Origin of the sequence: Niabella insulisoli (assembly GCF_039652435.2) — a bacterium.
Lineage (GTDB): Bacteria > Bacteroidota > Bacteroidia > Chitinophagales > Chitinophagaceae > Niabella > Niabella insulamsoli.
In genome coordinates this window covers 2,911,526-2,928,708 of sequence record NZ_CP190246.1, presented here as the reverse complement: position 1 = coordinate 2,928,708, position 17,183 = coordinate 2,911,526, and the positions used below count along the sequence as shown (strand labels likewise).

Below are 17,183 nucleotides of genomic sequence, written 5' to 3'. Positions count from 1 at the left end.
CGAATTATTTTCCTTTATGCAAAGCTTCTGCTAATCCAATAAGTAATCCTTCAACGCCACGGATATAGCAAAGGCGATACACGTCTTCGTACTGAACAATTTCCCCAACAAGTTCGGCTCCGTGTTTAGCGAGTCGCGAGACGGTTTCGTCAACATTTTCAACCTCAAACATTAAACGTAAATAGCCCAATGCATTCACAGGAGCGCTGCGATGATCGGCTATAACTTCAGGAATGATAAATTGAGAAATTTCAAGGCGGCTATGGCCATCAGGAGTAGCCATCATGGCAATGGCCACTTTTTGATCGCCCAAGCCGGTAACACGCCCGGCCCAGGCGCCTTCGACCGTCGACGATCCTTCGAGTATCATGCCCAGCTCTTCGAAAAACGAAATGGCCTTGTCCAGAGAGGCTACTACGATTCCCATATTATGCATTTGGACGAGTTTGTTTTTTGCCATTTGTTCAGCTTGAGGGTTTAGAAGTCTGATTACGAGGCGTTAAATTACAGATTTTTGTCAATAAAGTCTTTGCAGTAAACTTTGATCATTTGCCTTACTTCCCGAAACTGATCTTTTATTTCTTCTTCCGATCCCTGCGCTTTCGCGGGATCCGGAAAATTGTGGTGAAATTTTTGAGCGGTTGGAGGAAAGAATGGACAGCGTTCTTTGGCATTATCGCAAACGGTGATGACAAAGTCGAAGTTGATATTTTTATATTCATTTATATTGTTTGAAGTGTGGCCTGAAATGTCGATGCCGTCTTCTTTCATGGTTTCGATAGCCCTGGGATTCACTCCATGTGTCTCTACGCCGGCGCTGTAAATGTCGGCACGTCCCTGTGCAAAATGTTTTAGGTAACCTTCCGCGATCTGGCTCCTGCAGCTGTTTCCGGTGCAAAGCACCAATATTTTTTTCTTCATTTTAAGATATTATAGGTGATGAGAGATTTGAATTTTTTAAGATTTATCGTTTAGCAGCAGCCCGATCCCGGTTGGCAGGAATTCGCCGTCGTTGCCAACTCTTTAAGATCTTTTTTCTGTTTGTGAACTGGAATGCCGCAACGATCCTCGGCGAGGCAGGCCGTATTTTTATTTTTCAGTATAAAAGTTTCACCATCGAAATCGAGGTCATATTTTCCGATCGTATCGGTTTGATATTCTACTTCTATGGCTGCATCTTCGCTCGATACCTGCCTTTCAAAAGTGCCGATAATGGCCGAAAGTTTTTCGGGAGAAAGCTTGTGCTGGTAATCGGTGGCGTACCAAAGTTGAAAGCTGATGGCTTTTTCATTGCGGATCTTTCCTCCGCAGTCAATAAAATTTTTGCTCACCATGCCTATTTCTGTGATATGAAAATGTGCTGGCACAGCGGATCCGTTTTCTAATCTAAAAGAAACGTTTTCGATCGAGTGTAGTATTTGTTTAAGGGTAGATAAATTCATGGGTAAATAAATTTGAATAAAGATGAAGATTGATTTAAAGGCTTAACAACATTTTGTTTTGGCCGCAGACTGTAATGCCTTGGAAAAATATTTAGTCAGCATACTGATTTTTTTTTCGTCGATACAGTAACAGATCGAGTTGCCCTCCACGTTTCCCTTTATGATGCCGGCGTTTTTAAGTTCCTTTAAATGCTGGGAAACAGTAGGCTGCGCGAGCGGAAGCTGATTGACAATATCGCCGCAAATACACTCGTTCACCTTTATCAGGTATTCGATAATCGCTATTCTGGCGGGATGGCCAAGAGCCTTCGCCAGTGTGGCGATTTGGTTTTGCTGTTCACTGAAATATGCCGTTTTAGTGGCGCCCATATAATGATTTTAATATTGCAATATTACGATATAAAATTTCTTTTTCAGCTTTTTTCTCGATATACATTTTTTAGCGTTTGTAAAAGATATAATCGCTCATGACAGGAGCGACGTCGATGCGGCGAAATTCTGTGGCTATCTGCGCCCTGTGATAAGTGGAATGATTGATAATATGAAACAAAATGTCGCGCCCGGTATTTTCAAAGGGTTGTCCCTGGCTATTGGTATAGCGGACCACTTTCTCCAAATCTATTTCCTCCAGGATTTGAAGGGAAAGTTCAAAGTTCGCGGTGTCCACCTGTTTTTCTCCGTTGATGGTGCGCTCCTCCCATACGGCAAAGAGCGGCGTGGTGTGCCGGATCCGGTTGTTCCAGATATGATGCGCATTGAGGATATGATTATAAAGTGTTAATGACCTGCTCATATTGGCTTCGGGCTGGTCGACGAGCACTTTCCAGATTTCCTGGTTATAATGATGGCTATATTCAAAAAGCTCTTTGAAGAATGACTGCATGGGCTTACGGTTTTTGATAAGCGAAAATGTTGTTTTATTTGTAATTGAAAATTTCGGCCGAAAAAATTTAGTTAAAAGCGGCGTTACAAATGCAGCAATATGAATCCGGCTATGCTTCCTGTTAGAATAATAATAAGCGTACTCAATTTTTTAAAGAAGAAAGTTAATACCAGGCATAGGGCTAAGATAACAGCTCCCTGCCATTCCCGGATAGAGGTGTTGAACAAATGATAACCTACCACGGCAATAATCGAAACGGAAGCCGCGCTAAGCCCGTCTAAAAACAGTCGAAGGTTTGGATGCTTCCTGGCGGAAGAAAGTATGCGGTGCATGAAGAAGGAAATAAAGAAGGAGGGAAGGAAAATGCCCACGGTTGCGATAATACCTCCGCTGATATCGTGTATGAGATACCCAGCAAAAGTGGCGCTTGATAATATCGGGCCCGGCGTAATTTGGCCGACAGCGATAGCGTCCATCAGTTGCTGACGGGTAAGCCAATGGTTTTTGCGAACAAGCGCTTCATCCATATAAGCAAATAAGACGTACCCGCTACCATAAAGAACCGCACCAATTTTTAAAAAGATAAAAAAAAGCTTACTTTCCGAAAAGCGGGCGCTGGCCTGTATTAAGGCGGGAACCATTACTATCCGGGTCGATACACGCATTTTGTCCCTGCTCAAATGGATAAGGTAGTTTATAATGCCGATTCCAATAATCAGGAGCACTTCGTTTAAGCCATATAAGGAGCCGGCGAAAGCCAATACGCAAAGACCCATCAGCGATAGATTTTTTTTAACGGTTTGCTTCGCCAGCCGAATGACAGTCGCAATCACAAGCGCGGTTGTGGCGGGTCGTATACCGTAAATAAAAGTTTGAACATCGGGTAAGGCGCTGTAGCGTTTATAAAAAAAGCCAAACAATAAACAGATGATCATTGCAGGAAATATGTAGCAAACGCCCGCCACGACTAATCCTGCTCTTCCTGCTCTTTCTTTACCGCAATGCATCACAACTTCAACGGCGTTAGGCCCGGGGATAATATAGGAGGCGCTCAGCACATCCATAAAATGTTGATGGTCGATCCATTTTCTTCTAACTACCATTTCATTTTCGATGGTAGCCACCATCCCCGCGATGCCACCGAAACCGATGGTTCCCAATTTAAGACAAGAAAAAGCAATTTCTTTTAATCGCTGCACTTTGTCTTCGGAATTTTCTGTTACGGGTACTGACATTACAATGGACAACTTATTTTATAGCTTCAATAATAGCCGTAAAAAGTATCAAAGATACCATGAGCGATTATAATTTTTTTGCTTTTTTGAAGCAACAGAAGATAAAATGTTGTAAGGTATTTAGAGGTGTGTGGTGCTCCACTGCGACGCAATTTATTTTATCAAAAAAAGTTTGGAAACGGCGAGTCATAGCGGCTTCAGAATATCGCTGGATGGCAATGCCGCTGCATTTTTCTGGTCCTTGTTGAGAAAAAGTGCCTATAACGAGAGCACCATCTGTCGTTATGCTTTGCTTAGCGGTTTCGATATAACGCAAAATCTCGGCCTCTTCTGTCAGGAAATGGAAGGCCGCCCTATCGTGCCAAAAGTCATATTTTTCTGTCGGCTGAAAGTTGGCAATATCTGTAACAATCAACGTGACCTGTTTAGATTTATCACCCAGTCTCTTTTTGGCTTTAGCAATTGCTGCTTCAGAGATATTAAGAACGGTCACGTTTTTAAATCCTTTATCGAGAAGATGATCAACGAAAAAACTGTCGCCGCCACCAATGTCGATAATGCTGGCGTTGAGCGGAAGGCTGAGCTGTGCCAAAAAATTTAACGAAGGTTCGGGTACCGCCTGGTACCAGCTTACTTCAGCGAGCTCCTTTGTTTGGTAGATGTGCTCCCAATGTTTTTTTCGATCGAAGGTTGTCATTTTTTATGCGATGATAGTTTTGATATTGATCGCGCGAAGCTAATAATTTAAAGACAGTCCTGCGCCAAAGCCCATATCGCTGTCATAGTGTGCGCGAACACCGAAGTTCCTGCTGATGATATATTTAAGTTCGCCCATGTATTCCCGATCGGTGTTGACCATGAAGCCAGCGCGCAATCTACGACTTACAGGAATGTCTTCGCGCATGAGTGAGAGCCGGACAATTCCATCGTGATAAACTTCTGCCTGCAAATTGATCAGCATGGGCAGCGTATAAACCAGTCCTACGCTCACAGCAGCGCGGTTATCTTTTTTGTTGGTTTGTCCAAATATATTTTTTTCATGTTCATCTCTTCCCATTTTCCGGTATCGCCAGTCAAATCCGACAAAGGGCATCCACCATTGCATGCGGCCCAGGTAGCGGCCCAAATGTGTTTCCACTTCATAACCATGCCCGTCGTTATAACCCAGCCGCCATTCTGTGCCGAGGCTCCACCGTGTATTTTGCAGCATTGCTTCGCCGTCGTTGCCGTTAGTCGCAAAATCATTCTGCGCCATAAAATGAGCCATATTGCTTTCACGTTGTAAATGTTTAAACGCGGTTGCTGGATCGGGGATCAGCGGGTTCTTATAATTGCCGACCGCGAACACGCGATTCATACCAGCCATCATATGGTAGAGAATATGACAATGGAAAAACCAATCGCCTTCGGTGTTAGCTTCGAATTCTATGGTGTCGGTTTCCATCGGCATAATGTCCAGTACGTTTTTCAAAGGAGCATAGGCGCCCTTGTCATTTAGCACGCGAAAATCGTAACCGTGTAGGTGCATGGGATGGCGCATCATGGAATTATTATAGAGTGTAATGCGCAGTACTTCTCCTTTTTTCACCGGGATCTTATCCGTTTCTGACAGCACTTTATTATCCATGCTCCATACATATCGGTTCATATTTCCCGTAAGTTCAAAACGCAACTCTTTCACCGGCGCTTGGGCGCTTAGCGTTGTTTTGTGAGGAGCGGCAAGCATATTGTAGTTTAGGGTGACCAGCTCGCCAGAGGCGGTAGGCATTGCATGAGAGGCATGATTCATGGAAGCGTGGTCCATTTTCATTTCGGCCATGGCCTTCTTTTTTTTCAATTCGGGATACATGACCGCGTTCATATCCATCTTTTGTAAACTCATTTCCATGCCCATGTCATCCATGTCGCCATTCATTTTCATCATGCCGTTCATCATTTTCATACCTTCAAAATAATAGAGCCGCGGCAGCTTATATGCTTCTTTTTTGGTGCCATTCCCTAAAAACAGGGAAGCATAACCTGTACGGTCTTCGGGCGTTGCAAGCAGTTCGTAAGCATGGTTGTCCTCCGGAATCTGCACTACTATATCGTAGTTTTCTGAAACGCCGATGATCAGGCGATCCACTTCAACCGGCTCTACGTCATTACCGTCGTTGGCAACGATGGTCATTTTGCCCCCTGCATAAGAGACCCAGAAATAGGAGGAGCCACCGGCGTTGGAGATGCGCAGCCGCACTTTGTCGCCGGCTTTAAAGTCTTTTAATTGACTTTCGTTGTTACCATTGATCAAAAATTTATTATAATACACATCGCTAACGTCCATCGCTTCCATACGCTTCCATTCGTTGGTAACTTTTGTTTTGAAGTGGTGCGATTTGATGGCCTCGGCATAGCTCTGGACTGTATTTTTTTTGATGCCAAACCATTCGTTGCCTGTAGCTAGCATGCGCTGCACCTGATGAGGTTTTATATCCGTCCATTCGCTGAGCGTAAGGGAAACGGAAGGAAGGTCGTCTATGCCTTTCCGGAATGTTGTGTCGTTCGCCTTTTTCAAAAATACCAAAGAGCCATACATGCCGATTTGCTCCTGGAAACCCGCATGACTGTGGTACCAGTAGGTGCCGTTTTGTTTGACAGGAAAGCGGTAGGTGTGACTTGTCCCTGGCTTTATGGGCATTTGCGTGAGAAATGGAACGCCGTCCTCGGTATTTGGTAGCTGCACGCCATGCCAGTGAAGCGCCGTATTTTCTTTTAATAAATTATGGACCACAATTTCAGCCGTGTCGCCCTGGGTGAAAGTCAAAGTGGGCATGGGTATTTGTCCGTTTACGGCAATGGCCCTTTTTTCTTTTCCGGAAAAATTCACCACCGTGTCGTTTACGTATAAATCATATCGAATCACTTTTTGCGCAACACTAATGAAACCCATAAGAAGCAGACAAATTGTTAGCGGCAGCACTTTTTTGTAAACAATTTTTTGAAAATCCATTTTATAATTTTCACTTTAAAAAGGTAAGGAAGTTTTAATGTTATGGTAATTTAATTGTTTCAAATTGCTTCTATTTTATAGCCTGCATTTTCAACAGTTTTAATGACTTTATCAGCGCTGATGTCTGCCGCATTTACGGTGAGTATTTTGTCTTTATGGACGGTATCTACTTTCCAGTGGTCAACTCCCGTCGCCTGATCCAAATGAGGTTTTACCGCCGCAACGCAGCCACTGCAATTGATATTAGTCTTGAATTTTAGCTCCTTATTTTCCATTTTTTTAATTTAATTGGTGATGAATGGTGTCAAAGTTAGCGTCCCTTCCGGCAGCGGGTGTTACACTATTTTGTTTTTGATTTGTAAGATTTACGCCCCCGAGCTTTTTCCATTTCAATCTTAAACTATTGCTCACAACGCTTACACTGCTCAGGGCCATGGCCGCTCCTGCAATCATGGGATTTAGCAAGAAGCCATTGATGGGATAGAGCAGGCCTGCTGCAATGGGTATGCCAATAAGGTTGTAAATAAACGCCCAGAACAAATTTTGTTTTATCGTGGCTACGGTTTGCTTAGACAATTTTATGGCTTGCGGAATTTTATTTAGATCAGAAGATATAATGGTCATTTTTGCAACGTCCATCGCGATATCGGATCCTTTACCCATAGCAATGCTTACGTCTGCGGTTGCCAGCGCCGTACTGTCATTGATACCGTCGCCCACCATCGCTACGACTTTTCCCTGCTGCTGTAATTCTTTTATAAAATCTGCTTTGTATTGCGGTAACATTTCTACTTTGTAATGGGGAATGCCCGTTTGAACAGCAATAGCTTTTGCAGTAGCCTCATTATCGCCAGTGAGCATATACAGATCAATTCCCATGTCTTGCAATGTTTTAATAGCACTCACCGATGTCTCCTTAATCTGATCAGCGATGGCAATAACGGATAACGCTTCTGAACCGTTGGCAAACCAGATGACTGTCTTTGACAGTTTATTCCATTCGTTAGCCTGGTCGGCCAAGGTCGTGGAAATTTCAATCTTATTTTCAACCAGTAATTTTTTATTTCCTACAAAATAGATTTGATCGTCATACGTAGCGGTAGCGCCCTTTCCCGTAATGCTTTGAAAAGAAAGGAGTGGGACAGTAGCGGCATCATCGAGGTATCTAACGACCGCTTCTGCAAGCGGATGCTCTGATCGCTTTTCGATACTTAAAAGAATATTCTTTTCGGCTTCGAAGTTTTCGAGCCATTTCATTCCCGCTACCTGTGGTTTACCTTCGGTGATGGTGCCGGTTTTATCCAAAACGATAGTGGTTACATTTTTAGCCAGTTCGAGACTTTCGGCGTCTTTTATAAGAATACCATTTTCGGCGCCCTTGCCAACACCCACCATAATAGCCGTTGGTGTAGCGAGGCCTAAGGCGCACGGACAGGCAATTACCAACACTGTTACGGCCGCCAGCAAACCCTGAACCAGCCCGTTGTTTCCGCCAAGAATGACCCATAGAGCAAAAGTGAGTATGGCGATGCCGATGACGACCGGGACGAAAATTCCCGCGATTTTATCAACAAGTTTTTGAACCGGCGCTTTGCTGCCTTGTGCATCTTGTACCATTTTGATAATCTGTGCCAACATGGTTTCTTTTCCTACTTTCACCGCTTCGAACCGAAAGCTGCCTTTCTGATTGATCGTGCCTGCAAAGACTTTAACGCCGGCTTCCTTCGCTACCGGGATGGATTCGCCGCTGAGCATGCTTTCGTCCACATAAGAATGGCCTTGAGTCACCATGCCGTCGACTGCAATTTTTTCTCCGGGTTTTACCAATAGGATGTCGCCTGTATTTACATTTTCAATTGCGATTTCTTTTTCGGTACCGTCCGCTTGAATAACCAAGACGGTTTTGGGCTGAAGTCCGATGAGTTTTTTAATGGCCGAAGAAGTATTGCCTTTGGCTTTTTCCTCTAAAAGTTTACCTAATAATATAAAGGCGATGATAACGGACGCCGCTTCAAAATACACATGCGCTTCCAATCCTTTTGCCAACCAAAAATCAGGAAAGAGCATATTGAATACACTGAATAAATAAGCAATGCCGGTGCTTAAGGCCACTAAAGTGTCCATATTGGCGGCACGATGCTGTGCCTGCTTCCAGGCATTTTTAAAAAAATCGCGGCCAATCCACAGTACGACCGGCGTTGCAAAAAGGAACATCACTTCATTCGCATAGGGCATGTGCATGAGAAACATGCCAATAATGACAACTGGTAAGGAAAGCAGAATGGCCCAAAGTGTTTTTGCCTTGAGTTGGCGGAATTTTTTCTCATGGATAGCTTCCAGTGTTTCCTGCTGGCTGCTTTCCCTTTCGATAAACAGATCGTAGCCTATGCTCTGTACCGCTTTTTGTAGCTGCGAGGGCGTTGTTGTAGCTGGTTGATACGTTACATTCAACAGGCCGGTAGCATAATTGACGGAAGCAGAAATGACTCCCGGCTGACTTTTTACGATGCTTTCTGTACTGTTTGCGCAAGAGGCGCATGTCATGCCCAGCACCGGGAATGTTTCTTTTATTAGGTTGTGATTATTTGCCATTTTTTAAGAATTAGTTGATGCTACAAAGTTGGCAACAAATGGAGGGCGAATTGTTATGGAATTATGGATTTGAGTTGTAATATTTTAATGTTGTGTGATGTGGAATCAAGGAAACATTAAGGCATTAAGGGTTATTAAGATTGTTTACTCTGCACTATCTTAACTTCTTAATGGTTTTAAGTTATGGAACCGTTCGAGCATTAAGGGTCATTAAGAGTTTTTAATGTGCTCCAATCTTAACTTCTTAATGGTTTCAATGTTTGGTCAGTCACCTATCCATCGGGTAATCTTTTGAAATACTCATTAACAAAGGGTTTCAGGGTTTTCGTGATATTATCGGTGAAGAAGTTAATCAATAGTCCCTGCGGTTTTTTTAGAAGTTTCAGGTAGGTTATAAGCTGGGCCTCATGAACGGGATGAATGGCTTCGACTGCTTTGAGCTCCACGATTATTGTGTCATTTACCAGCAAATCCAGCCTGAGTGCGGTATCTAGAACAATATCATCATAAAAAACGGGCACAAAAACTTGTTGTCTTACCTGGTATCCATTCTTTTGTAATTCATAATAAAGGCATTTTTCATACACACTTTCTAAAAGACCCGGACCTAATGCTTTATGGACTTTAATAGCAAAGCCCGTTATCTCATATGATAATTGAGTGACTTGTTTCTTCGTCATGGTTAGCGTGTTTTGGTTAACGAACCATGAAGATATCGATAATTAAATGATTACATTCACTCCCTTCAGCCTAAACGCCGTCCAGGGGCTTGCGACGATGGTCTTTGATGTTTTTGAAATGACTGGGAGATAAGCCGGTTACCTTTTTAAATTGATTGCTGAGATAAGCCACACTTGAATAATTTAGCCGAAAGGCAATTTCACTCAGCGTTAGTTCATCATATACCAACAATTCTTTTACTTTCTCTATTTTCTGAGCAATAAAATATTTCTCAATGGTCGTGCCTTCTACTTCCGAAAAAAGGTTGGATAAATAGTGGTAATCGTGATGCAAGCGGCTGCTCAGTAAATCCGAAAGATTTGTTCTGAGTTCACTATCCTGGTAATGTACCTGATCAATAATTATGTTTTTGATCTTCTCAATAATCCGGCTTTTTTTATCGTCTATAATCTCGAAGCCGAGCGGAACGAGCGCAGCTTCCAGGTTTTGTTTTGTTTGGGGGGATAGGTTGTTTTCCAATACGGCTTCTCCAAGCCTGATACTCTTTACTGCTATACCTAACTTGTCCAGCTGATTTTGCACCACCATAATGCAGCGGTTGCAAACCATATTTTTGATGAAAATTGTTGTCATTTTTCGGATGGGGTCGTGTCCGCACAAAGGTAAAATCTTCCGGGCAGATTTTCATTATCGCCCCTTCAGCCGCCTGATCATTGTTTCCATTTCCCGAATTTCACGCTCTTGAGATGCGATGATGCTATCTGCAAGTTTTCGGACTTCCGGATCCTGAATATGTGCATGCTTACTGGTCATGATCGCGGATGAATGATGGGGAATCATGGCCTTCATATATTGTATATCATTCACAGGTGTTTGTGTCCGTAAGCCTGTCAGCGCCGCTGCGAACACAATGATAGCAGCAATGATAATTAAACCGTTCTTCTTTTTACTAGCGTACATTTTTCCCATCATCATGATCATGAGAATAGCCATGGGCGCTACCATAAGAATGGCCATATAAGCCCGGGTCAGGCTGGTATGATAATGTGCCGCTCTATCCATATTTAAGAACATAATGAAATACATAATGAGCAGGGAAATTGCCATCGTTGCAAAAAGCTTGCGATAATTCCTGTTTTTCATGTCGAAAGAGTTTAGTCCTGATAAAACCTATCAAAAGTTGGACCATTGAAATTTTTCAGTGCCAAATTTTCCATTCAGGCATTACAATAGATCTCTGATGCTTTTGATCAGTAGGAGCAGGAAGGCCAGCGGCAAAAGCCAGTTTACGCTACTGCTTAATGCATTTTTATTTTTTTTGCGTCCTTTTAATATCCAATAAAGGCTAACTATTAGCCCTATCGCAAATAATACAATTTTCAAAGTTGTCATAAGTTTTGTTTAAACAGCGTTTCTTTTTTACCAAACTTTATTTCTTTTTCCTGTTGTTGTAAATAGCCACACCATAAGCGATAACCAACGGTATGGCCAGAATCATGGAGATAAGCGTCAATACCACCAATACAGAATAGGAACTGTCGTGGGCGGTTGGGTTTCTTATGCCACCCATCACTTCGAACACGACATGGTGCAGGTTCAAAAGTGTCAACGCCGAAATGATTAGGCAGATAGGCATGAATGTTACCGTTACAAGAGTTCCGGTTGATAGCCTGGTGAAGCGGTCCATAAAAAAGCATAGCAGGCCGAGCCGCCACAGTGCAACAATCGCCAAAAACCAAACATTTATTTTGTTAGCTGTCGAAATAGAAAAAAAGCGCTCAACAGGTATGGCATAAAAAATAGCAGGAAAAGAGGTTAATGCGATAAATGTCAGCACGTTTTTGTAGGACCATTTTTCGACTTTAAACGGTAAGATAATGAGCCAGATAAAAGCAGCTAATGCAAAGATGTAAATCACAGAGCCCATCCCTAAGTGTTGTAACAAACTCGCTTTGGGATCGTCCCAGTAGCGTCCCATTCCTACCAGCCAGGTGCCGATGATTCCTGTGATTAAATGTTTATGCTCAAAGCTAAGCATCTCCTCTCTGGTGAGGCGGAAAGTTAAAAGCCTGATGATAAATTTGGCGGTACTCATAACGTGCGATTGATTTTTGATTTTAGTAGTTGTTTAAAATGCCGGTTGCATCTTTTAACGGTTTCGTTCGCATAGATGTTTGTCATTAAACGCTGAAAATTATGTTCGAATTCCTCGACAGTAAAATTTTTTGGATGAAAGGTGGCGTCGAAAAGAGTGCATTGATCCCAGTAATTTTCCTTTAGTAACCTGTTTTCACGTTTTAATTGATGATACAACATTGTATTTGGAAAAGGCGTCAGCATTGTAATTTGGACTTCGGACAAATGGCTGTTCTTGATAAAATCTTCAGTTTCTTTAAAAGTATCAATCGTGTCGGTATCAAACCCTAATATAAAACAACCGTTCACCGATATACCATAGGATTGAATTTTTTCAATGGCGCTGTAATAACGATCAAATTGTTTAAACTTCCAGTTGGCGTTGTCGAGGTCTTTCAACCCCTTTTTAGAAGTTGTTTCAAATCCGACAAGAATTTGAGCGCAGTTTGATTCAGCTAATTTTTCTAATAAAGAGTCATCGTAAGCCACCGAAATGTCTGTTTCCGTGAACCACTTCATTTTGTAGTTTGCAAAAAGGTCAAGCAATTGTTTAGACCAATCCTTGTCAATAAAAGTATTATCGTCCGCAAGTTCGATGAATGGCCGGTGCCAGATTTCAAAGATTTTATTAAGTTCTTTCTCTATAAGCCTGATGGGCTTCTTTTTGTAGCGGCTGATCGTTCGCGACGAGGCGCAGAAGCTGCAGTGCAACGGGCAGCCCCGCGTGGTTTGAATAGTTAGTCTGTTGTATTTTGAAATATCTAAAAGATCGTATCGCGGCACTTTAGCTTCGTGTAAATGAAAATTAAAATCCAAATTCGTAATAGAGCTGTACATCGGGTTCAAAATGCCTTTTTCATAGTCGGACAAGAGCGTCGGCCAAATGGCTTCTCCCTCTCCCTGAATTACGGCGTCAGCGAACCGGATGGCTTCGTCGGGCAGCGCCGACACGTGCAGGCCGCCTATAGCCACAGTTATTCCGCAGGCCCGAAAGCGCGCAGCGATTGTATAGGTTTCGTTTATCCCGGCCGTTAAGGCAGAAAAGGCGACGATGTTTGGTTGTTCATTTTCTATTTCCTGCAAGTCATCTTCAGTAAAATTGTCCAACTCCCTATAGGCCACTTCCCAATGGGGCGGGGTATGAGCAGCCAGCGTTAAAAGCCCTAAACTCGGCAAGCTTGCGATCACCTTACTCCGTTCAACAAAACCAGGGAGCGTTAAGCCGAGCTCCAACAGTGAGGTGTTGTAAACGCGAACGCCGCTCATTGATATCAGAACAACCTTATAATGTTTCATTGCTCAGCTGTTAATTTTGAAAATCGATCTGGCGGCTGATGACCGCCGGATAGCGCAATTAAAGTTAAATGGTAAGATTGGAATTTTCATTGGGTCTTATTGGCAATTCAATAAAAGGCTTTTGGGGAAGTGAAAGTTTTTCGAATACGGTATCGAAAGATCACAATATAAAAAAATCCGTCGCTTATCATATTGATAAACAACGGATTGATTTTTAAAGTTGTCGGGATGACTAGATTCGAACTAGCGACCACACGCCCCCCAGACGTGTACTCTAACCGGGCTGAGCTACATCCCGAACCGGCCCCTGAAATGATTCAGGAGGGATGCAAATGTATGCAAATCCAACGCAATTTTCAAATTTCAATTTTCGAATTTCAAAGTTCATTGCCTTATCTTCGCAACTTAATGAACATCATCATTAAGAAGGCTAAAATCATCGACCCCACATCGCCTTACAACGGTCAAATTTCTGATATACATATTGCCAACGGGAAAATAGTTTCCATTAAAAAAGATATTGAAGTAAAAGCGGCCCAAAAGGTTGAGGCTAAGGGGCTTCATGTGTCGCCAGGTTGGATCGATATCTTCAGCGATTTTGCGGATCCCGGATTTGAGTATCGGGAAACATTGGAAACCGGTGCGCGCGCCGCAGCTGCGGGCGGATTTACCAACGTCTGTGTGGTACCCAATACACAACCTGCGATCGACCAGAAATCTGTCGTGGAATATGTGGTTCAAAAGTCGAAAGATTTGCCTGTAAGTATTCATCCCCTCGGAAGTGTAACGCGTGGCGCGGCGGGCAAAGAACTGGCGGAAATGTATGACATGAAATTAAGCGGTGCTGTGGCTTTCAGCGATGGTAAATCCCCGCTTCAATCTGCCGGCATCCTCGTCAAGGCTTTACAATATATCAAATCTTTTGACGGCGTGTTGATTCAAATTCCGGATGATAAAACGATCAGTCCAAACGGTTTGATGAACGAAGGTATTACATCCACCCGGATGGGGCTCGCCGGGCGTCCTGCTATAGCCGAAGATATTGCCGTGGCCTCCAACATTAAACTGGCCGTTTATGCCGAATCGAAGCTTCATTTGACGGGTGTTTCGACGCAGACTTCATTAAAACTGATTAAAGAGGCAAAGCAACAAAAAGTTGACATCACCTGCTCGGCCACGCCCTACCATTTATACTTTTGCGACGAAGATATTACCGCTTATGATTCAAACTTAAAGGTCAATCCGCCGTTTCGCGATAAGAAAGACCGCAAAGCGCTTCAGAAGGCTGTTGCCGACGGTCTGGTGGATTGTATTGCGTCGCATCATATCCCGCAGGATAAAGATCATAAAGTCGTAGAATTTGAATATGCAAAAAACGGGATGCTCGGTCTTCAAACCACTTATTCCATTTTAAATACCGTGCTGCCGGAAGTGCCGCAGGAACGATGGGTAGAACTTTTGGCCCTAAACGCAAGGCGTATTTTAGATATACCGGTGCCCACAATTGACGAAGGCGCAACAGCGTCGCTAACCTTTTTTCAACCTAAGGAAGCCTGGAAATTTGAGCAAAGGGATATTTTATCTTACAGCAAAAATTCACCTTTTGTCGGTAAAGAATTTACAGGAAAGCCTTTAGGCATTTATCATAAGAACAAGCTTACTTTAAATTTTTCATAATTGAAACTATCCTCCACGCTTAAGGGTTTGATCACGGGGTTGCTGATGGCGGCCGCCGGATTGTTATTGTATATTAATAATGTCAGCGAGACCTCTCCGTTACAATATATCGGTTATTTGATTTATGGGCTTGGCATCGTGTGGACGCTAACAACCTTTGTGCGCGAGTATCAGGGTGAGCTTAAGTTTGGGTCATTGTTCAACCAGGCCTTCCGGTGTTTTATTGTGGTAACACTGATTATGGCTTTGTTTACGCTTGCTTTTTATAAATTAAACACACGGTTGGTGGAAGAAAAAGCCGTGCTTACGCGTCAGGAGCTGTTGAAATCAGAAACCAACCGCACGCCGCAGGAAATTGATCAGATGATCGAAACGGGCAAAAAGAATTTCCCGGTGCTGGCCGCCTCCGGCGCTATATTTCAATACTTATTTATCGGAGCGGTAGTAGGCTTTGCTGCCTCCGGCGTATTATATTTGCGAAACAAAAAAGCATAATGAATATTTCTGTTGTTATACCCCTGTTGAATGAAGAAGAATCGCTGCCCGAGCTGGCCGAATGGATCGCGCGCGTCATGAAGGATAACAACTTTAGCTATGAGATACTCTTTGTGGATGACGGCAGTACCGATCGTTCCTGGGAGGTTATCCAGCAATTGCGAAATAGCAATCCGAATATAAAAGGTATAAGGTTTCAGCGAAATTATGGTAAGTCAGCGGCTTTGAATGAAGCATTCCGGGCCTCGGCGGGCGACGTGGTGATTACCATGGACGCCGACCTTCAGGACAGTCCGGATGAAATACCAGAATTGTACCGGATGATTGCAGATGGCCAGTTTGACCTCGTGAGCGGATGGAAAAAAAAGCGGTATGATAACACGCTTACTAAAAATATCCCTTCTAAATTTTTCAACGCGGTTACCCGTAAGGTATCAAAAATAAAATTGCATGATTTCAATTGCGGCCTCAAATCGTACAGCCGGAGAGTCGTGAAAAGCATTGAAGTGTATGGGGAAATGCATCGCTACATCCCTGTGATCGCTAAGTGGGCCGGATTTAAAAAAATCGGTGAAAAAGTTGTGGAACACCGCAAACGAAAATATGGTGTTACCAAATTTGGATGGGATCGCTTTATCAATGGCTTTCTCGATCTCATGTCGATCACGTTTGTAGGTAAATTCTCAAAAAAGCCCATGCATTTTTTCGGGCTATGGGGAATGGTTTTCTTTCTGATCGGATTGGTAACTTCAGTTGTTTTAATTGTTTCAAAAATTGTCAACGCTGAGTATGCCATTACCAACAGGCCTACTTTTTATATTGCGCTCACAACGCTTATTATTGGAGTGCAGCTTTTCCTGGCAGGTTTTCTCAGCGAACTGATTTCCCGAAATTCATCTGGCCGCAATTCGTACCTGATCGAAGAAAGGGCCGGCCTCGATTAAAAAGCTGGCTTGCTTCAACTTTTGATAAACCGCTTTCCATCTGTGTTGAGCAGCTAGAAATATATTGGCTAATCAACAAATTTCTTATAACTTTAAAGGGTTAGTTACCAATTACCAATCTATTTTGTCTTCATGAAGAACAACTCAGCGGGTTTTGTCATACAGCTTCACTTTCAAAAAGGCTATAGGCGTTCTATTACCTATTTTATTACATTATTAGTTGCGTTTTTAATAAGTGCGGTGGCGGTAAAAGGCCAGATAAGAGCCAAAGACGGAAAAGGGTATTTTAATATCACCAATGTAGCTGAAATTCGTTATCTACAGTCGATAGATTCCTCGAGCCTTCCGTATGGCAATGCTTATATAAAATCATTGGGATATTCCTTCAATACGATCAATGGCGTATTCCTGAATCCCGCGCTTTCGATAGGATTGGGCGTTGGCCTGCAGTTTAATAGTTATCAGGCGCGGCCTGCTTCGGTTACGCCCGACAGCAGCTTTGCCGAAGGCTATTTTGAAGACCGTCACAGCATGACTTTGCTTCCCATTTTCGCCGATTTCAGGTTTTATCCCAATGGCAGCCGCAACAGCCTTATGTTGATTTTGGATGTGGGCTATGCGCCCCTTTTAAAGATTAAAAATGATTTTGATAAACCCAATCTCAATGGCGGCGCTTTGGTAAGATTAGGCGCTGCCTATCGGGTTCCTATCAGCGAAACGCTTTCTTTTTTACCTTCTCTTAATTTAAACGCCCAACGCTTTGGCGATAACACCTCGGTGGGCGGCCATGTCGGACTAGGATTTATGTTTTGA

At 43.1% G+C, this 17,183-nt stretch carries 19 protein-coding genes and 1 tRNA gene; 4 read left to right on the top strand and 16 right to left on the bottom strand.

Annotated elements, in window-relative coordinates; all coding sequences use genetic code 11:
• Positions 1 to 4 precede the first annotated feature (4 nt).
• From ABDK00_RS12175 to ABDK00_RS12100, 16 genes are all read right to left on the bottom strand, one after another.
• A complete protein-coding gene (locus ABDK00_RS12175) occupies positions 5 to 427 on the bottom strand; it encodes a VOC family protein (RefSeq protein WP_346237124.1) in 423 nt (140 codons plus the stop codon).
• A gap of 77 nt (positions 428 to 504) precedes the next feature.
• Positions 505 to 921, bottom strand: a complete 417-nt coding sequence (locus ABDK00_RS12170; RefSeq protein WP_346237125.1) for an arsenate reductase ArsC — start codon at positions 919 to 921, stop codon at positions 505 to 507.
• A gap of 50 nt (positions 922 to 971) precedes the next feature.
• Positions 972 to 1,442, bottom strand: coding sequence for a DUF6428 family protein (locus ABDK00_RS12165; RefSeq protein ID WP_346237126.1), 471 nt, complete (start codon positions 1,440 to 1,442; stop codon positions 972 to 974).
• Positions 1,443 to 1,484: 42 nt separating this feature from the next.
• Positions 1,485 to 1,811: a metalloregulator ArsR/SmtB family transcription factor gene (locus ABDK00_RS12160; protein WP_346237127.1), complete on the bottom strand. Its 327-nt coding sequence runs from the start codon at positions 1,809 to 1,811 to the stop codon at positions 1,485 to 1,487.
• A gap of 70 nt (positions 1,812 to 1,881) precedes the next feature.
• Positions 1,882 to 2,325 carry a DinB family protein gene (locus ABDK00_RS12155; protein WP_346237128.1) on the bottom strand — a complete coding sequence of 148 codons (444 nt, stop codon included), beginning with the start codon at positions 2,323 to 2,325 and terminating at the stop codon, positions 1,882 to 1,884.
• Between the two features lie 83 nt (positions 2,326 to 2,408).
• Positions 2,409 to 3,560, bottom strand: a complete 1,152-nt coding sequence (chrA, locus tag ABDK00_RS12150) for a chromate efflux transporter (protein WP_346237129.1) — start codon at positions 3,558 to 3,560, stop codon at positions 2,409 to 2,411.
• 67 nt (positions 3,561 to 3,627) lie between these two features.
• The gene (locus ABDK00_RS12145; RefSeq protein WP_346237130.1) at positions 3,628 to 4,257 is read right to left on the bottom strand and encodes a class I SAM-dependent methyltransferase; all 630 of its coding nucleotides are present in this window, start codon (positions 4,255 to 4,257) and stop codon (positions 3,628 to 3,630) included.
• A 39-nt stretch (positions 4,258 to 4,296) separates the two neighbouring features.
• Positions 4,297 to 6,549: a multicopper oxidase domain-containing protein gene (locus tag ABDK00_RS12140; protein ID WP_346237131.1), complete on the bottom strand. Its 2,253-nt coding sequence runs from the start codon at positions 6,547 to 6,549 to the stop codon at positions 4,297 to 4,299.
• A gap of 59 nt (positions 6,550 to 6,608) precedes the next feature.
• A complete protein-coding gene (locus ABDK00_RS12135) occupies positions 6,609 to 6,824 on the bottom strand; it encodes a heavy-metal-associated domain-containing protein (protein ID WP_346237132.1) in 216 nt (71 codons plus the stop codon).
• A 4-nt stretch (positions 6,825 to 6,828) separates the two neighbouring features.
• The gene (locus ABDK00_RS12130) at positions 6,829 to 9,141 is read right to left on the bottom strand and encodes a heavy metal translocating P-type ATPase (RefSeq protein ID WP_346237133.1); all 2,313 of its coding nucleotides are present in this window, start codon (positions 9,139 to 9,141) and stop codon (positions 6,829 to 6,831) included.
• Positions 9,142 to 9,413: 272 nt separating this feature from the next.
• A complete protein-coding gene (locus ABDK00_RS12125; protein ID WP_346237134.1) occupies positions 9,414 to 9,821 on the bottom strand; it encodes a GxxExxY protein in 408 nt (135 codons plus the stop codon).
• A gap of 70 nt (positions 9,822 to 9,891) precedes the next feature.
• Positions 9,892 to 10,455, bottom strand: coding sequence for an AraC family transcriptional regulator (locus ABDK00_RS12120; protein WP_346237135.1), 564 nt, complete (start codon positions 10,453 to 10,455; stop codon positions 9,892 to 9,894).
• A gap of 54 nt (positions 10,456 to 10,509) precedes the next feature.
• Positions 10,510 to 10,965 carry a DUF305 domain-containing protein gene (locus tag ABDK00_RS12115; protein ID WP_346237136.1) on the bottom strand — a complete coding sequence of 152 codons (456 nt, stop codon included), beginning with the start codon at positions 10,963 to 10,965 and terminating at the stop codon, positions 10,510 to 10,512.
• Between the two features lie 286 nt (positions 10,966 to 11,251).
• The gene (locus ABDK00_RS12110; protein ID WP_346237137.1) at positions 11,252 to 11,917 is read right to left on the bottom strand and encodes a hypothetical protein; all 666 of its coding nucleotides are present in this window, start codon (positions 11,915 to 11,917) and stop codon (positions 11,252 to 11,254) included.
• On the bottom strand, positions 11,914 to 13,254 hold the full coding sequence (locus ABDK00_RS12105; protein WP_346237138.1) for a B12-binding domain-containing radical SAM protein: 1,341 nt from the start codon (positions 13,252 to 13,254) through the stop codon (positions 11,914 to 11,916). Before ABDK00_RS12105 ends, ABDK00_RS12110 begins: the two co-directional genes overlap by 4 nt.
• A gap of 223 nt (positions 13,255 to 13,477) precedes the next feature.
• A tRNA-Pro gene (locus ABDK00_RS12100) sits at positions 13,478 to 13,552 on the bottom strand.
• 110 nt (positions 13,553 to 13,662) lie between these two features.
• Here ABDK00_RS12100 and ABDK00_RS12095 point away from each other — a divergent pair.
• The 4 genes from ABDK00_RS12095 to ABDK00_RS12080 all read left to right on the top strand — a co-directional run bounded on the left by ABDK00_RS12095 (position 13,663) and on the right by ABDK00_RS12080 (position 17,183).
• On the top strand, positions 13,663 to 14,931 hold the full coding sequence (locus tag ABDK00_RS12095; protein WP_346237139.1) for a dihydroorotase: 1,269 nt from the start codon (positions 13,663 to 13,665) through the stop codon (positions 14,929 to 14,931).
• Positions 14,932 to 15,426, top strand: a complete 495-nt coding sequence (locus ABDK00_RS12090) for a DUF4199 family protein (RefSeq protein WP_346237140.1) — start codon at positions 14,932 to 14,934, stop codon at positions 15,424 to 15,426. It begins immediately after the preceding gene.
• Positions 15,426 to 16,370: a glycosyltransferase family 2 protein gene (locus tag ABDK00_RS12085; protein ID WP_346237141.1), complete on the top strand. Its 945-nt coding sequence runs from the start codon at positions 15,426 to 15,428 to the stop codon at positions 16,368 to 16,370. Before ABDK00_RS12090 ends, ABDK00_RS12085 begins: the two co-directional genes overlap by 1 nt.
• A gap of 132 nt (positions 16,371 to 16,502) precedes the next feature.
• Positions 16,503 to 17,183, top strand: a complete 681-nt coding sequence (locus ABDK00_RS12080) for a hypothetical protein (protein ID WP_346237142.1) — start codon at positions 16,503 to 16,505, stop codon at positions 17,181 to 17,183.

Excerpts from the sequence above, each read along its gene's own strand:
- ABDK00_RS12115 (WP_346237136.1), bottom strand. The coding sequence starts at position 10,965 with ATGAAAAACAGGAATTATCGCAAGCTTTTTGCAACGATGGCAATTTCC.
- ABDK00_RS12110 (WP_346237137.1), bottom strand. The coding sequence starts at position 11,917 with ATGAGTACCGCCAAATTTATCATCAGGCTTTTAACTTTCCGCCTCACC.
- ABDK00_RS12160 (WP_346237127.1), bottom strand. The coding sequence starts at position 1,811 with ATGGGCGCCACTAAAACGGCATATTTCAGTGAACAGCAAAACCAAATC.
- ABDK00_RS12130 (WP_346237133.1), bottom strand. The coding sequence starts at position 9,141 with ATGGCAAATAATCACAACCTAATAAAAGAAACATTCCCGGTGCTGGGC.
- ABDK00_RS12085 (WP_346237141.1), top strand. The coding sequence starts at position 15,426 with ATGAATATTTCTGTTGTTATACCCCTGTTGAATGAAGAAGAATCGCTG.
- ABDK00_RS12145 (WP_346237130.1), bottom strand. The coding sequence starts at position 4,257 with ATGACAACCTTCGATCGAAAAAAACATTGGGAGCACATCTACCAAACA.
- ABDK00_RS12175 (WP_346237124.1), bottom strand. The coding sequence starts at position 427 with ATGGGAATCGTAGTAGCCTCTCTGGACAAGGCCATTTCGTTTTTCGAA.
- ABDK00_RS12165 (WP_346237126.1), bottom strand. The coding sequence starts at position 1,442 with ATGAATTTATCTACCCTTAAACAAATACTACACTCGATCGAAAACGTT.
- ABDK00_RS12095 (WP_346237139.1), top strand. The coding sequence starts at position 13,663 with ATGAACATCATCATTAAGAAGGCTAAAATCATCGACCCCACATCGCCT.
- ABDK00_RS12125 (WP_346237134.1), bottom strand. The coding sequence starts at position 9,821 with ATGACGAAGAAACAAGTCACTCAATTATCATATGAGATAACGGGCTTT.
- ABDK00_RS12135 (WP_346237132.1), bottom strand. The coding sequence starts at position 6,824 with ATGGAAAATAAGGAGCTAAAATTCAAGACTAATATCAATTGCAGTGGC.
- ABDK00_RS12140 (WP_346237131.1), bottom strand. The coding sequence starts at position 6,549 with ATGGATTTTCAAAAAATTGTTTACAAAAAAGTGCTGCCGCTAACAATT.
- ABDK00_RS12080 (WP_346237142.1), top strand. The coding sequence starts at position 16,503 with ATGAAGAACAACTCAGCGGGTTTTGTCATACAGCTTCACTTTCAAAAA.
- ABDK00_RS12105 (WP_346237138.1), bottom strand. The coding sequence starts at position 13,254 with ATGAAACATTATAAGGTTGTTCTGATATCAATGAGCGGCGTTCGCGTT.
- ABDK00_RS12170 (WP_346237125.1), bottom strand. The coding sequence starts at position 921 with ATGAAGAAAAAAATATTGGTGCTTTGCACCGGAAACAGCTGCAGGAGC.
- ABDK00_RS12120 (WP_346237135.1), bottom strand. The coding sequence starts at position 10,455 with ATGACAACAATTTTCATCAAAAATATGGTTTGCAACCGCTGCATTATG.
- chrA (WP_346237129.1), bottom strand. The coding sequence starts at position 3,560 with ATGTCAGTACCCGTAACAGAAAATTCCGAAGACAAAGTGCAGCGATTA.
- ABDK00_RS12155 (WP_346237128.1), bottom strand. The coding sequence starts at position 2,325 with ATGCAGTCATTCTTCAAAGAGCTTTTTGAATATAGCCATCATTATAAC.